Origin of the sequence: Methanoculleus chikugoensis (assembly GCF_900095385.1) — an archaeon.
GTDB classification, from domain to species: domain Archaea; phylum Halobacteriota; class Methanomicrobia; order Methanomicrobiales; family Methanoculleaceae; genus Methanoculleus; species Methanoculleus chikugoensis_A.
Genome location: NZ_FMID01000017.1, coordinates 1 through 14,031, shown reverse-complemented (window position 1 = coordinate 14,031; position 14,031 = coordinate 1). Strand labels below are relative to the sequence as shown.

General features: G+C 63.5%; 20 protein-coding genes. 7 read left to right on the top strand and 13 right to left on the bottom strand.

What is annotated here, in order from left to right; translation table 11 throughout:
* Window positions 1-108: 108 nt before the first annotated feature.
* The 6 genes from L21_RS02815 to L21_RS02790 are packed head-to-tail and all read right to left on the bottom strand — an operon-like array spanning window position 109 to window position 2,761.
* Window positions 109-729, bottom strand: a complete 621-nt coding sequence (locus L21_RS02815) for a flavodoxin family protein (RefSeq protein ID WP_074368984.1) — start codon at window positions 727-729, stop codon at window positions 109-111.
* Window positions 726-1,337 carry a flavodoxin family protein gene (locus L21_RS02810; protein WP_074368982.1) on the bottom strand — a complete coding sequence of 204 codons (612 nt, stop codon included), beginning with the start codon at window positions 1,335-1,337 and terminating at the stop codon, window positions 726-728. Before L21_RS02810 ends, L21_RS02815 begins: the two co-directional genes overlap by 4 nt.
* Before the next feature lie 40 nt (window positions 1,338-1,377).
* On the bottom strand, window positions 1,378-2,022 hold the full coding sequence (locus tag L21_RS02805; RefSeq protein WP_074368981.1) for a peroxiredoxin: 645 nt from the start codon (window positions 2,020-2,022) through the stop codon (window positions 1,378-1,380).
* Window positions 2,023-2,025: 3 nt separating this feature from the next.
* Window positions 2,026-2,376 (bottom strand): carboxymuconolactone decarboxylase family protein, encoded by a 351-nt coding sequence (locus L21_RS02800; RefSeq protein WP_074369089.1) that lies wholly within the window; start codon window positions 2,374-2,376, stop codon window positions 2,026-2,028.
* Window positions 2,377-2,381: 5 nt separating this feature from the next.
* On the bottom strand, window positions 2,382-2,507 hold the full coding sequence (locus L21_RS02795; RefSeq protein WP_074368980.1) for a desulfoferrodoxin FeS4 iron-binding domain-containing protein: 126 nt from the start codon (window positions 2,505-2,507) through the stop codon (window positions 2,382-2,384).
* A gap of 11 nt (window positions 2,508-2,518) precedes the next feature.
* Entirely contained in the window at window positions 2,519-2,761 is a 243-nt protein-coding gene (locus L21_RS02790) for a zinc ribbon-containing protein (RefSeq protein ID WP_074368979.1), read from the bottom strand.
* Window positions 2,762-2,865: 104 nt separating this feature from the next.
* Between L21_RS02790 and L21_RS02785 the strand changes: the two genes are divergently transcribed.
* A complete protein-coding gene (locus tag L21_RS02785) occupies window positions 2,866-3,456 on the top strand; it encodes a flavodoxin family protein (protein WP_074368978.1) in 591 nt (196 codons plus the stop codon).
* Here L21_RS02785 and L21_RS02780 read toward each other — a convergent pair.
* The gene (locus L21_RS02780) at window positions 3,448-4,314 is read right to left on the bottom strand and encodes a cation diffusion facilitator family transporter (RefSeq protein ID WP_074368976.1); all 867 of its coding nucleotides are present in this window, start codon (window positions 4,312-4,314) and stop codon (window positions 3,448-3,450) included. The two genes, L21_RS02785 and L21_RS02780, sit on opposite strands and share 9 nt — an antisense overlap.
* Window positions 4,315-4,399: 85 nt before the next feature.
* Between L21_RS02780 and L21_RS02775 the strand changes: the two genes are divergently transcribed.
* Window positions 4,400-4,900: a rubrerythrin family protein gene (locus L21_RS02775; protein WP_074368974.1), complete on the top strand. Its 501-nt coding sequence runs from the start codon at window positions 4,400-4,402 to the stop codon at window positions 4,898-4,900.
* A 90-nt stretch (window positions 4,901-4,990) separates the two neighbouring features.
* Window positions 4,991-6,166, top strand: a complete 1,176-nt coding sequence (locus L21_RS02770) for an FAD-dependent oxidoreductase (RefSeq protein ID WP_074368973.1) — start codon at window positions 4,991-4,993, stop codon at window positions 6,164-6,166.
* 4 nt (window positions 6,167-6,170) lie between these two features.
* Here L21_RS02770 and L21_RS02765 read toward each other — a convergent pair whose 3' ends face one another.
* Both L21_RS02765 and L21_RS02760 read right to left on the bottom strand, forming a co-directional pair.
* On the bottom strand, window positions 6,171-6,458 hold the full coding sequence (locus L21_RS02765; protein WP_074368972.1) for a nucleotidyltransferase domain-containing protein: 288 nt from the start codon (window positions 6,456-6,458) through the stop codon (window positions 6,171-6,173).
* Complete coding sequence (locus L21_RS02760) at window positions 6,458-7,042, bottom strand: HEPN domain-containing protein (protein WP_256712111.1); 585 nt, start codon at window positions 7,040-7,042, stop codon at window positions 6,458-6,460. Before L21_RS02760 ends, L21_RS02765 begins: the two co-directional genes overlap by 1 nt.
* 73 nt (window positions 7,043-7,115) lie before the next feature.
* On the opposite strand from L21_RS02760, the gene hgcC reads away from it, so the two are divergent.
* Together hgcC and L21_RS02750 are read left to right on the top strand one after the other, a co-directional pair.
* A complete protein-coding gene (gene hgcC / locus L21_RS02755) occupies window positions 7,116-7,385 on the top strand; it encodes an HgcAB-associated protein HgcC (protein ID WP_074368970.1) in 270 nt (89 codons plus the stop codon).
* Between the two features lie 15 nt (window positions 7,386-7,400).
* On the top strand, window positions 7,401-8,249 hold the full coding sequence (locus L21_RS02750; RefSeq protein ID WP_074368969.1) for an arsenite methyltransferase: 849 nt from the start codon (window positions 7,401-7,403) through the stop codon (window positions 8,247-8,249).
* Window positions 8,250-8,325: 76 nt separating this feature from the next.
* Here the strand turns inward: L21_RS02750 and L21_RS02745 are convergent, their stop codons facing one another.
* Window positions 8,326-9,708, bottom strand: coding sequence for an ATP-binding protein (locus tag L21_RS02745; protein WP_178377672.1), 1,383 nt, complete (start codon window positions 9,706-9,708; stop codon window positions 8,326-8,328).
* A gap of 141 nt (window positions 9,709-9,849) precedes the next feature.
* On the opposite strand from L21_RS02745, the gene L21_RS02740 reads away from it, so the two are divergent.
* Window positions 9,850-10,452 (top strand): CDP-alcohol phosphatidyltransferase family protein, encoded by a 603-nt coding sequence (locus L21_RS02740; RefSeq protein ID WP_074368968.1) that lies wholly within the window; start codon window positions 9,850-9,852, stop codon window positions 10,450-10,452.
* On the opposite strand, the gene L21_RS02735 is transcribed toward L21_RS02740, so the two are convergent.
* The 3 genes from L21_RS02735 to L21_RS02725 form a co-directional block, all read right to left on the bottom strand.
* Complete coding sequence (locus tag L21_RS02735) at window positions 10,415-12,838, bottom strand: oligosaccharyl transferase, archaeosortase A system-associated (RefSeq protein ID WP_178377671.1); 2,424 nt, start codon at window positions 12,836-12,838, stop codon at window positions 10,415-10,417. The genes L21_RS02740 and L21_RS02735 overlap by 38 nt on opposite strands.
* A 118-nt stretch (window positions 12,839-12,956) precedes the next feature.
* Entirely contained in the window at window positions 12,957-13,238 is a 282-nt protein-coding gene (locus tag L21_RS02730) for a type II toxin-antitoxin system RelE family toxin (protein WP_074368966.1), read from the bottom strand.
* 21 nt (window positions 13,239-13,259) lie between these two features.
* Complete coding sequence (locus L21_RS02725; RefSeq protein ID WP_074368965.1) at window positions 13,260-13,490, bottom strand: hypothetical protein; 231 nt, start codon at window positions 13,488-13,490, stop codon at window positions 13,260-13,262.
* 238 nt (window positions 13,491-13,728) lie between these two features.
* On the opposite strand from L21_RS02725, the gene L21_RS02720 reads away from it, so the two are divergent.
* Window positions 13,729-13,911: a hypothetical protein gene (locus L21_RS02720; RefSeq protein WP_074368964.1), complete on the top strand. Its 183-nt coding sequence runs from the start codon at window positions 13,729-13,731 to the stop codon at window positions 13,909-13,911.
* Window positions 13,912-14,031 lie beyond the last annotated feature (120 nt).

Sequence of the window (14,031 nt, the reverse complement as noted above, 5' to 3'; positions counted from 1 at the left end):
CGCGCCCGGGAGCGGAGAGGGGTATCGTGCACGGGATCGGTGTTGGGGGAATATTTTTTTCACCCGTCGTATCCCGGGGCGCCGGGCGCTATCCGGGACGAACACGAGTCAGGGTTTTGCGTCATCCGGGAGCCGCCGTCTGCCGAGGAGATCGACCACGTCCCGCCCTTTCTCCCGCGCCTCCGCAAGCGCGGTGGGGTGCCCCGCGATCCCGCCGTAGCGGTCGAGATCGTTGGCGATGACGTTGTCCCAGTACTCGAACCCGGTGGTGTTGAAGAAGGCGGTGATCGCCGGGAACGCCGCGTCGAAGACGTTCTCCCACCCGAGCCCCGCGGTCGAGACGAATATCCCCTTGTGGCGGCGGGTGCGGTCGGGAGCGTAGTAGAGATTCTTCAGGATGAATTTGCGCGCCCAGAGATACTGCGCGCGGTCGATCAGCCCCTTCGCCTCCGCCGTGATCCCCATCGAGTAGATGGGGGAAGCAAGGACAAGGACGTCGGCGGCGGCGATCTTCTCGAAGACCGGCGTGAGGTCGTCTTCGATGACGCAGACCCCCGTTTTATGGCAGGCGTTGCATCCCCGGCATGAGGCGTACTCGAGCGGCCGGAGGACGATCTTCTCCACGTCGGCTCCTGCTTCCCGGGCCCCCTCGAGCACGGCGTCGAGCAGCGTCTCGGTGTTTCCGTGCCGCCGGGGGCTGCCGGAGATGCCGAGGACTTTTATGGTCATGCCGCCCCGACCTCCCGCAGGTGCGCGGCGACCTCCCGTGCGAGGCTCTCCGCGTCGGCTTTCGCGGTCGGGTGGCGCTCGATCGCGCCCTTCTCGTCGACCCCGTTCACCATCAGGTACCGGAGATCCTTATTCCGGACGTCGGCGACGTGAAAGAAGCATTTCACCGACGGGATCGCCGCGTCGAAGACGTAGTCCCAGTTCTGCCCGGCGGTCGAGAGGAAGATCCCGACCCGCTTCCCTTTCCGCTCGGGCGCCGCGACCGGGAGATGGAGGACGTACTTCCGGGACCGGAAGACCTGCGCCCGGTCGACCAGTGCCTTCGCCTGTGCCGGGAGCCCCATGCAGTAGATCGGGGCGGCGAGGACGATGCAGTCGGCCGCGACGATCCGGTCGTAGACGTAGTCCATGTAGTCCCGCTGGACGCACCGGTTGAGCGTCTCGCAGACATTGCATCCGCGGCAGGGCCTGATATCAACCTCGGTGACGGCGATCTTCTCGGTCGCGGCCCCCTCCTCCGCCATCGCCGCGAGCACCCAGTCGAGGAGGGTCTCGGAGTTGCCGTGACGGCGGGGCGAGGTCGCAAACGCGAGGACGTCGATGGTCATACAGGAAGTATTGTCCGTTCGGGGGCAAAAAAAGTACAGGTTAGAGGTTCTTGAAGCAGAGGTACCAGTCTTTGCACTCGTAGCCTTCTTTCATCCGCTTCTCGATCTCTTCGGGTGTCTTCGGCGCCGGGACGATCACCTTCTCGCCGGGCTCCCAGTTCGCCGGCGTCGCGATGCCGTGCGCGTCTGAGGTCTGGAGGGCCTTCGTGATCCTGAGGATCTCGGGCATGGAGCGGCCGTTGGACATCGGGTAGTAGAGCATGGCACGCATGACGCCCTTGTCATCGATGAAGAAGACAGTCCTGATCGTCGAGGTGGTGCTCTGCCCGGGGTGGAGCATCCCGTAGGTTTTGGCGACCTTCATGTCGAGGTCGGCGATGATCGGGAACGGGATCTCGACGCCCATCTTCTCCTTGATGTTCCGAACCCACGCGAGGTGCGAGTGGACGCTGTCGATCGAGAGGCCGACGAGCTGGACGTTCAGTTCCTTGAGTTCGTCGGCGATCGCGGCGAACGCCATGAACTCAGTGGTGCAGACCGGCGTGAAGTCGGCCGGGTGGGAGAAGAGGATGACCCACTTTCCCTTGAGGTCCGAGAGTTTCAGGCGTCCGTGAGTGGTCAGCGCGTCGAATTCCGGTGCTTTCTCACCGATGACCGGCATCTGGAGCAACTCTGCAGGTTCCATGAATCACTTCCGCGGGCGGTTGCCCAGGTACTCTTCGAGGGCGGTCTTGCCGTGGACGTAGGCCGGCATCCCCGCGAGCAGGAACGCAACCCTGAGCCCTTCCTCGATCTCTTCCTTCGATACGCCAAGATTCGCGGCACCGGCCATCTGCGCCCGGACGGCGTGCCCGTCCCGGAGCGCCGCGGCGATCGCGATCGCGATGACCTTCTTCGTCTGCCTGGAGAGGGCGCCGTCGGCCCAGATCACCTGATCGAGCCCCATGACCTTTCCGTAGAGGTCGGGGTCGGTCTCTTTGAGTTCCTTGAAGATCACGGGGATCTTCCCGATCTTCTCTTCGAGTTTCTTCTCTTCCATACCGATCACTCCTCAAGCACCATCGGCTCGCCGCAGCAGATCAGTTCGCCGCCGCCGGCTTCGAGCACCTGGACAACGTTTCCGCAGATCTCGCAGTGGTAGACCTGCCCTTTCGCCGATACGTTCACCATTTCACTCACCTCTACGGCTCTCCGGTCTTCTTTCTCTTGGGCGGATTCAGGACGTCCTCGGGTGTCTTGATGTCCGGCCTGATATGCGTCATCGGGAGACAGTTGTACATCTCGCAGGCGCATGTCGGGCATTTGACGAGGTCCTCGTCGGTGCTGTCGATCCGGACCTCCCGTCCGCAGTCGATGCAGATGAACCGGCCGGGACCCGGCCTCTCACCGGCTTTCGCTGTCTTGTTGGTCTCTGGTTCGGCCATAGAAATTCACCAGAGCGGTAATTGCTCCACAAGATATTTAGCAGTTCCCCTTCCGGCCCCGGGTATCCGGATCCTTTTAATAGAGCCGTGGGCAACCCTGCTGCATGCCCAAGAAGGTTGTCGCGCTGCTCGGGAGCCCCATTCTCGACGGGAACACCGCCCGTCTCCTCGACGAGGCCATCAGGGGTGCAGAGGAGGCCGGGTGCGAGGTCGAGAAGCTTGAGGTCGCGCACATGGACGTTCTGCCCTGCATGGAGTTCTTCCAGTGCATGGGGAGCGAAACCTGCCTTATCCAGGATGAGATGGAGGAGGTCTTTCGGAAGTTCCGCGAGATGGACGGCCTGATCATCGCCACCCCGGTGATGACGATGGGCATCCCCGGAAGGCTCAAATCGTTCATCGATCGGTTCCAGGTCTTTTATATGGCAAAATACCACCGGGGGCGGTCGTTCATCTCTCCTGAGAGGCGGAAGAAACGAAAGATGCTCTTCATATCGATCGCGGGGATGAACATCCCGAACGTCTTTCTCGGCGTGAAGATGACCGCCCGGGCGTTCGGAGAGATCATCGACTGCCCCTACTGGGACGAGGTGCTCCAGAACGACATGGACACCATCCGGGACATCCGGACACGGCCCGAGGTGATGGAGGCGGCCTACCGGAAGGGCTACGAACTCGGGCAGATTTTAGGCTGAGTCGTCGGGCTCGATGTGGACGACGACCTCGGCGAGCCCCGGCAGCGCCCCTTTGAGCCGGCGTTCCACCTCATCGGAGATATCGTGCGCCCGGGAGACCGGGAGGGCCGGATCGACGGTGATGTGAATGTCGGCAAGGATCTCGTCCGGTTTTCCCCGGCACCGGAAGTCGTGGTAGCCGGTCACCCCCGGAGTATCCATCACCACCGCTTCGATGAGCGCCGGGTCGCAGGGGAGGTCCATCGTGTCGGTGAGCACCCGGGCGGCGTCGTAGAGAACCCCGACTCCCATCCTCGCGATGAGGAGGCCGATGGCGAACGCGATGACCGGGTCGGCCGCCGGAAACCCTAGCCCGACGGCGATAAACCCCCCGAGGACGGCTAAAGAGACGAAGACGTCGCTCTTCGTATGCCGGGAGTCGGCGACCAGGATCTGGCTCCGGTACTCCTCGCCCTTCCTCCGTTCGTAGGTGGAGACGGCGAGATTGACGACGAGCGTCCCGACCATGACCCCGACGGTGACCACGGTGATCTCGGGGGCGACGGCTTCGACGAGCCGCTGGTAGCCCTCGTAGAGGATCCCGGCGGCGGTCAGGAGGAGCATCACCCCGATGAGCAGGGTGCCGAGCGCCTCGATCTTGCCGTGACCGTAGGGGTGTTCGGGGTCGGGGGGTTTCCCGGCGAAGTAAAGGGCGACGATACCGACGACGTTCGAGAGAGAGTCGAACCCCGAGTGGAACGCGTCCGCTACCATGCTCACCGACCCGGCGAGGAGGCCGAAGACCATTTTGGCGAGCGCGACGGCGAGGTTCAGGGCGAGGACGATGAGAAAGATCCGGCGCACCCGTTTGCCATGCATTCACCGGGGGTAGGTGCTCCGGCGGCATAGGGTTTCCGGAGACAAGGTGAAAAGTTTAATACGAGCGTCCCGCAATGATCCATCCATGCCGACAGATGAGAACGCTCAGAATGCGTACGCCGGGGAGTCCCAGGCGAACAGAAAATACTCGGTCTTTGCAGAGAAGGCAGCCGCCGAAGGGTATCCCGCGGTGGCAAAACTCTTCCGTGCGGCAAGCGAAGCGGAAGCCGTCCACGCGAAACGCCTTCTCTTCATCCTGAACGCCGTCGGGAGCACCGAGGAGAACCTGAAGAGCGCGATGGAGGGCGAGAACTACGAGTTCATGGAGATGTACCCCCCGTTCGTCGCTGAGGCGAAGGAGGAGCGGAAGAACGAGGCATCGATCGTCTTCACCCATGCGATGAAGGCGGAAGAGGTGCACGCGAACCTCTACCTCCAGGCGCTCGAGGCCGTCCGGGAAGGAAAAGACCTCGATGCGGATAAGGTCTTCCTCTGCCCGGTCTGCGGCAACCTCGAGATCGGGGCGGCGCCGGAGAAGTGCCCGATCTGCGGGGTTCCGGCACGGATGTTCCGCGAAATCCAATAATCTCTTTCTTTTCGGCTCGGTGCCGCCGTGGCCGGGGTTCCTGCACCGCACCCCCGTAAGTTAAATACTCTTCCCGAGATATTCCCTCACATGGCAGGCGTTAAGGTCTACACGACGGAGAACTGCCCGTACTGCCGGATGGTTCAGGCGTTCCTCCGGAAACACGACGTCGAGTTTGAGATCGTCGACGTCGGGAAGGACCGCGAGGCGGCCCGCGAGATGATCGCGATCTCGGGGCAGCGGGGGGTGCCGGTCACGGTCTTTGGCGACGAGGTGGTCGTCGGGTTTGATGCAAAGCGGCTCCGCGAGCTCTTCGGGACGCCGCCGGAGGAGATCGTCCACGACACGATCATTGTGGGCGCCGGTCCGGCAGGGCTGACGGCAGCGGTCTATTGCGCCCGGAAACTCATGAAGACCGTCGTCATAGCGGAGAACGTCGGCGGTCAGGCGGCCTGGAGCTGGACCATCGAGAACTATATGGGATTTTCGACGATCTCGGGCGAGGAACTGGTCCGGAAGTTCGAGGAGCAGGTCCGGGGGTTCCAGGTCCGTCTCGAGCTCGACAGTGTCGGGGAGGTCCGCAAGGAGGATGAGGCGTTCCTCGTCCGGACGGCCTCGGGAACCGTCTACCGTTCCCGGACGCTCATCCTCGCCCCGGGCAAGGAGCCCCGGAGACTGGGGGTCCCGGGTGAGGATCGGCTGATGGGGAAGGGCGTCTCGATCTGCGCCATCTGCGACGCCCCGCTCTATCGTGGTAAACCGGTAGCCGTCGTCGGCGGCGGGAACGCAGCGCTTCAGACCGCGATCGAGATGACGAAGTTCACGAGTTCGGTGGCCCTGATCGCCCGGAGGTCTCTCCGCTGCGACGAGGTCTACATTGACCGGGCAGAGAAGGCGGGGGTGCAGACCTTCTCCCACCACGAGGTGACGGCGCTCCACGGGGACGCGGGCCTGACCGGGATCACGATCCGCGACAGCGAGGCCGGTGAGGAGACGGATCTCGACGTGGAGGGGCTCTTCCTCGCGATCGGGCTTGCGCCGAATACGGGGTTTCTCAAGGATCTCGTGGCGCTGAACGAGCAGGGTGAGATCGTCATCGACGAAAACGGTCATACGAGCGTTTCCGGGGTCTTTGCGGCCGGGGACGCGACCTGCGTCAAGGCCAAACAGATCATCGTCGCCGCCGGCGATGGGGCGAAGGCGGCGCTCTCGGCGCACGAGTATCTCGAAGGCGAGCCGGAAGAAGAGCAGATCGTCTGCACGTGAGGGGCTACACCCGGGTACTTTCGGCCAGTGCCTGGAGGACGAACGGGTTCTCCTCCCGGATCAGGTCGGCGAACTCCTCGTCGGTGTAGCAGAGCGGTTCGACCGGGAGGTCGGTGAGGCCGATGATGAAGGCCGCACGTTTGTGGGGACGCTCGGGGAAGTCGCCGACGACGATCAGGTCGACGTCGCTCTCCTCGTGGAAGTCCCCGCGTGAGAACGACCCGTAGAGGATGATGGCGCTGACACGCCGGCGCGCCCGGATCTCGCGGGCGAGAACCCGGACCTGCTCCATCACCCGGCGAGCGCTTCTCTCGCGGCACTGCAGATCGAATCCGCATGCTCGATGCATTCTTCGGCATCCTCCCGGTCGTAGTACTCCGATGGTGTCAGGTTCCCCACGATGCTGTCCGGATATCGGGTCGTTATATAAGCGGCATCAAGTGCCTTTGCCTCACTCTTCAGCGCCAGGAACGAGGGCTCGTACTCGCCGATCTCCCTGATCAGTTCGTAGACAGAATGCGTCAGGATCCTCCGGTATCCCCGGGCATAGAGCAGGGCCTTCAGGGTTTTCTCTGCACTCTGCTGTGCCTGGAAGCATGCCCATTCAAAATCGCCGGACCGGCAGCTGTTCCTCGCGCTGACGAGATCCCTCTCCCCCTGGCGCAGCCACCGCCCTGCTTCCCGCATGTTCGCATCCATGGTCTCGGCCTGGTGATCATCAAACTCTTGTCGCTCCCGGGATATAAGTGCGCCGCGCTCCGCCCCCGTGGCCGGCGGATGGAGGTTCGGGCCCGCCCTGACTGGAACGATCGGCTTTGTGGGCGGTAGCGCCCCCTTCCCGGATCGTCGCCGGAGGTCGGCGCCCCTCGATCGCACGGGGTATTCTGAAAATTCAGAATATTCCGATAAATGGATATGCTGCCGCCGACAACCCTATCCGGTGAGCCGTATGGTACCCACACAGAGCGCTGAACGGAGTTCCTCCTGCACGATCGAGGCGGTCATGAGCGTCGACGCACGGGGGCAGGTGGTGCTCCCGAAGGATATCCGCGAGCGTGCGGGGATCGCTCCCGGCGACCGGCTTGCGGTCGTCTTCTGGGGGGAGGAAGGGGACGTCTGTTGCATCACGCTGATCAAGGCGAGCCACTTCAACGGCATGGTGACGACGCTGCTCTCCCCCATGGCGGAGGATCTCGCAGGCAGAGGAGAGCAAGACTGACCAGGAGTTATCGCGATGAAGAAAGAGGATGTTCACAAACAGGTGCGCATCGCCTACGGAGAGATCGCCCAACAGGGTGGGTGCGGGTGCGGTATCGGGTGCTGCGGCACCGGTATGACGGCAGACTCGGTGAGTCTCGGGCTCGGCTACTCGGAGGAAGACCTCGAACAGGTGCCGGAGGGGGCAAACCTGGGGCTCGGATGCGGCAACCCGGTGGCGCTCGCCTCTCTCCGGGAAGGCGAGGTCGTCCTCGACCTGGGGTCGGGGGCGGGGTTCGATTCTTTCCTTGCGGCGGAGCGGGTCGGCCCGACGGGCCGCGTCATCGGGGTCGACATGACGCCCGATATGCTTGATAAAGCGCGGGAGAACGCGAAGAAGAGCGGCCGCACGAGCGTGGAGTTCCGCCTCGGCGAGATCGAGCACCTGCCGGTGGCAGACAGTTCAGTCGACGTGATCATCTCGAACTGCGTCATCAACCTCTCTCCCGACAAACCGCAGGTCTTTCGGGAGGCGCTTCGGGTCCTCCGCCCCGGCGGGAGGCTCATGGTCTCCGATATCGTGCTCGCGGCGCCGCTCCCGGAGCAGGTTCGGGACTCAGCGCTCCTCTACAACAGCTGCGTTGCAGGAGCGCTGCCGAAGGAAGAGTATCTCGGCCATATCGCCGCTGCAGGCTTTACGGGGGTCACGGTCCAGGGGGAGACGGTCTTCCCGCTCGAGCATATCGTGAGCGAGCCGGACCTCGCCGCGGTCATCGAGGGCATCGATGCCGACGAGATGGCGTCGCTCAAAGCGAGCATCGTGAGCGTAAAGGTCGCCGCCAGGAGACCGGCGGGTTGCACCTGCGGGTGCGGTGGGACGTCCTAGGCGCTTCCTTGTTTTTGTGATCGCGGCACAGGTCCGGGGTCCAGGAAATCCCCGATCCATCGCCAGGGGGAGAGCGTCAACGTCTTAGCCCGAGGTCTTCGAGGTCCATGGCGTAGAACCCTCCTGCCCGGAGCGCCGCCTTGCCCTCGACGGTGCGGGCGGCGATGCCGGTGGCTGCTGGCTGTAGGAGTCCCTTCACGAGCGGTATCTTCTCCTCCAGGGTGGCAAGGATGCCGCGGGCCTCAGCAAGGGAGAGGTCGCGATTCTTGATCTCGACGGCGAGGTTTCCTGCCGGTCCGAGGGCAAGGAGGTCGATCTCGTCTCCCCGGCGGTTCCACCAGGGACCGATCTCCTCGTACCTCTCCGCGAGGTCCCGGGCGAGGAGGCCTCGCAGCATCTCTTCGAAGGCCCGGCCCGAGAAACCTTTCCACTCCCGGAGAATCCGGTCTTTCAGGAGGCTGAAGCGCCCGCTCTCGTACAGACTCATGTTCCGATAGATGTAGTGGGCATAGAACCGGAAAAAGTTGTCCACAAAGACGTATCTGCCCATCTTCGAGCGTTTTCCCCTCTCGGTGACCGGCACCCGGTACTCGATGACCCCGAGGAGGTCAACAAGGTCACGCAGGTACGGGGGGAGCGAGGTCGGAGGAAGGCGGACAACGTCGGCGATCTCTTTCTGGGATCTCTTCCCCCCGGCGATGGCGGCGAGGATCTCGTAGTAGGTCGCATGCTCCCGCCCGAACTCCTCGACCACGACATCGCTCATCTCCCGGCGGAGGGGGGCGAGGTCGTCGAGGACGAGCCGGTCAAGAGCGCTCTCGAGGTCGGTGCACTCATACTTCTCAAGGAACGTGTAGTAGTAGATCGTCCCACCGAAGAGGAGGTAGAGGTCAAGCTGGTCCGCCGGGTCCCGGACACCCAGGTCGTCGAGGATTGTGAGGCACTCCCGGGGGCCGAACGGCCGAAGCGTCAGGATGTTGTCGGCACGCCGGAAGAGGGGGGCGTTTCCTTCAAGGAAGATCTCCCGGATCATCCCGACCGACGAGCCGGAGACGATAATGAAGAGGTGCGAGTCCCGTCCCTTCATATCCCAGAACCGCTGCATCTGAGAGATGAACGAGGGATGAACCTTCAAAAATCGCTGGAATTCGTCGAAGACGACGATCAGCGGCTGATCGTAGGAGAAGAGGAACTCAAGGAATGTCTCCGGGGTGTCAGTCCTGATGTAGCCGGGGAGGTTGAGCGCCTCTGCCGTCAGCCTCCCGAACTCCTCTATGAGGGCTTCGATGCTCTTGTTCCCATCGACGTAGAAGTAGAGGGCTGGTTTTCCTTTGCAGAACTCCTTGATGAGCTCGGTCTTGCCGACCCTTCGCCTGCCGGTGACGACGAGGAAGGAGGGAGTCCGGGCGTAGAGGTGCTCCATCAGCTGGAGTTCCCGCTCCCTGCCGTAGAACCTCATAATGATTATAGATATAATTATTATGAATATAATTATTACGGTGCCGCCACCCGGAGACACCCTTATCTCCCGGGAACGACGATCTCCTGCCATGGCAGGGTCGGCAGCGGTCGCGGATCAGCTCTTCGGGGTGACGGGCCGGTGATCGAGGAGCACCTCCGGGGACGGCTGAACGGGGCGCTCACGCGGATTGCGGCCCTCGTTGCCCGGACGGGGGCGACCCCGAACACCCTCACCCTGCTCGGGTTTCTCGGGATGGCTGCCGCGGGAGTCCTCTGCGCCGCCGGATCGTTCTTCTTCGCCGGGCTCGTCGTCGCCGCATCCTGCGTCTTCGACGCCCTCGACGGGGCGCTCGCCCGGGTGACCGGCGCCGCCTCTCCCTTCGGGGCGTTCCTCGACTCGTTCCTGGACCGCTACGCCGAGGCGGCGGTCTACGGGGGGCTCGTCGTGTATTACGCGGGGGCGGGGACGCCCTGGGGCGTCGAGGCTGCTTTCTTCGCCGCAATCGGCTCGCTGATGGTCAGTTACGCCCGGGCCCGCGCCGAGGGGCTCGGGATCGAGTGCCGGGCCGGGTTCTTTGCCCGGCCGGAGCGGATCGCGGTCATCATCGCCGGGCTGGTGACGGGTCTCGTCCTCCCGGCGCTCGTGGTCCTTGCGGTCGCGACGAACGTTACTGCGGCGCGAAGACTCCTCGCTGTCCGGGGGGCTACGCTCTCCGCGTCACGGCCTCCTCGGTCACCGTGATCTCTTCGTTCCCGATCCGGTATCCCCCGATCGTCTTCACGTCGTAGGGGTTTCCGGTCGTGGAGTAGGGAACGATGAACGTCCCGTTCTCACTTGCCTGCCGGTAGACGAACTCCCGGCCGGTGTTGGTGACGACCGCGACCTCGATGACGCCCTCGCCCGGGATCGCGGCGCCCTCGACGCGCTCAAAGATCTTCACGCTCGTCGCGGAGTCCGGCGAGGACTCGTAGACGAGCCGGTAGTGCTTGAGCGCCGGGACGGTTCCGGCCGGAGAGCGGATATCGCTCCCGAAGACCGCGGCCTTGCCCGATCCCGCGTAGGCCTCGACCGCCGCCTCTGCCTCTGCCGGGCTTATCTTTTGGCTCCCGGTGAGGAGCGGATACCCGGTCTCCGGGACCGACCGGGTGTCGTACTCGACGTAGAGTGCGTTCTCCGGCTCTACAAGCGTTCCGTCGAAGGCCTGCAGCCTTACCACCATTGTCTCGTAGTAGGCAGCTTTGTAGAACGATTCGATGCTGTAGGTGTCCTCTCTTCCCGGGACCGCTACAAGAAGTCCCGCTGCGTACGGGTCGACCAGTGCGGCAGTGTCGTGCCAGTAGGCGATGGACGGGAAGCCGTCGGCGGCCATCCTGCCGTCGGTGACGATGTAGCGTGAGCCGGCTGCATTGGCCTTCTCTTCGTTCGTCGCGAGGAAGAAGCCGGTGGCGCTCCGGACGTTGTCCTGGAAGGGGTTGGTGACGGGGATCCGCTGGGCGATGAAGGTGATCCAGTGGCCGTAGTCCCACCAGGACATGACGCCGTAAGACCCTTCGGGGTAGGCGAAGGTATTCGGGTCGTAGATCGCGTAGTAGTCCACGCCGGGGTCGGGGGTGTTCTCGCCCATCCATTCAAGTGCGTTTCGCCAGTCGTCGGCGAGCATGGTGCGGGAAACGCCGTTCTGCGCGTAGCCGAGGTTCTCCGAGGCCGATGCGCCGGCGAGGGTTCCGACGAGGAGGACCGCCATGGCGACGGCCGCGATCTCGGCGGTGGGAACCGTTTTTTTCTTCTTTTTGGTCTCGGGCTCCCGGAGGTACGCGGCGGTCTTCCCGACCCCGAATTGAAGCGCCCACGCGACGACGACCGCGGCGAGGAGCGCGAGGTTCACGGCGAGGTAGTACTCGAACCGCAGGTGCTGGATGGTCGCGATCAGGATGACGACCGACCAGACGATCGTGAAGAGGAGTTCGGGGCGGTTCTCGCGCCGGAACCTGAGGGCGAGGAGGACGAGCCCGGCGGGGATGAGGAGGAGGCCGACGTTGAAACTCTGCCACGCGATTCCGGCATCCCACGGGGCCATCTCCCGGATGGCGGTGGCGGTCATATCCCGGCCGAAGAAGGTTATCAGGCCGCTCCCCATCACCTTCCCGATATGGGTGAGGTTGAGGAAGGCGACGGCGGCGATGGTGAGTGCGGCAAGGGCGGCGAGGTACTCGTTCTGCTTCCCTTTGAGCGCCAGCGAGATCCCGGCGAGGAGTGCGGTCGCGGCGATCAGGAGGAGGTAGGCGTAGACGTGGGCGACGGAGTAGAGCGAGAGCGACATCCCGTCGACCATGAACCCGGATAGCGGCAGGAAGATTGCGGGAAGAGCGAACGTGACGGCGTTGACGATGAGGAGTCCCTCCGGCCCGGTGCCGTCGAGGTGGTTCCGGACGGCCTGGAGCACCGTGAAGATCCCGGCGATGAGCGCGAAGAGGATGATCGTCGGCATGACGAGGAGGCCGAGGAGGTAGGCGGCCCCGGCGCCGAGGCCGAGGAGGGCGACGGGGAGGATGGTTTTAGGTTCCCGGAGCGTGACCGGGTGCCGGGCGGCATACGCGAGCGCGGCGATGTAGGCGAGGCAGAAGAGGGTGGAGAAGAGGGTCTCCGCAACGTGGTGGTCGACGAACCCGAAGATCGACCGCGCGAAGAACGAGGCCGAGACGATCACGATGAGCCCGGCGGCGACGAGCCCGGTCGTCCTGTCGGCGACGGCCTTCCCGGTGAGGTAGACGACCGGGACGACGGCGGCGGCGAGGAGCGGGGGAACCCACGCGGCGACGTAGACGATCTCGGGCCGGGAGGCCGCCCCGGCGACGATGCAGAGGGTGGCGGTGATGAGCGGGAAGAGCGGCCCCCACGCGACCTCTTTCCCTGTCGGGTAGGCGGTCATGGGGTCGAACCAGGCGTAGCCCGGGTAGTTCGCCGCGATCGCCTCGACCTGGCGGAGGTTGTACCAGGCGTCGGTGCCGATGAGGCTGGTGAACGAGCCGTCGACGAGCGCGGCGTGGGGGATTGCGCGGAGGAGAACCGCCACGAGCATGAAGATGAGGAGCGCGGCGGCGGTGAGGGCGGATTTATGTTCTTTCAATGCAGCGGGAGCCATAGGTCGTACGTTGATCTTGGGGGCAGGCGGTAATTAAGGGGTACGGCTGGATCGCGCTCCCCTGCCGTGGGGGTGGGGATGCGGCCAGCACCCGGCCGGGGTCTCACCGGCGTGAATACTCCTTGTGCGCCATCTCGATCGTCACGATCTTCTCGATCTTGACGATGCTCTCCTGATGCTCGATGATATAAAAAACAGTGAAGGATCTGCTGATATGGAGGCGGTAGACTGCAGGGGGATGGGGATACTCAAGTTTCTCTTTGTTCCCTCCCGGAAACGGGTCCTCCGCGAGTTCCTGGATCTTTTCGACGACGATGCGCCGGGTCTTTTTGGGGAGACGCTTTAAGAGCTCCCGTGCCTTCCTCTCGATCAGAACGGTGAACACGCTCTCCTGCTCCCAAGTGCCTCAGTCATCCTGCAGGAGGTCGTCCGGGTCGAAGACTACGAACTCGCCGGACTCCTCAATCTCGACGATCATCTTCCAGTCGCGATAGTCACGCTCGCGCCGGATCATCCGGCCAAGCAGCTCATCATAGCTCTCTCCGGCCTCTTTGAGGTCGTGCAGGTCCCTCCAGGTGGGTTCTTTCACGGGAATGCGCTTGATCTGGCTGCCGGCGTCGCTTGTGGCGGAAGACATGCATCTCCGTGGATCGTCATGATATTTATTGGTGTGCACATTTGCCACAATGAATAAATGTGCCATAATGGCCCCCCGACAGGGCCGGTGCCCGCTCCGTTCCTGTCGGAACGTCGTTCTTCGAAACCCTTTGGGTTTCTCAAACTCCGTTCGCACCTTTTGTGCTCTTGCTCCGGCCCTTTGCATTCCCGAGGAACGTCGCACCCTTCGGTCAGTCGTTCCTCGCACCTTGCGGTGCTTGAACCCCTTCCCCTTTGGGGAAGTCGTTCCCAAAACGAATACCCTTATCCACCTCCCCCCACAACCTATTCACCGGGAGGCTACCCGTCTGAAGATCGCCTACGTCTACGACGCCGTCTATCCCTGGGTGAAGGGCGGGGTCGAGAAGCGCATCCACGAGGTCTCGGTCCGGCTACTGTAGCCGAATAAACAGGAGGCGCGGGACAGCTTCCGGCAATCCTTTGTGATGCTTGATCCATCTCTTCTGGATGGGCAGGGGGACGTATCTGACGGTCGCGATCTGTTCACGCTATACTGTAAG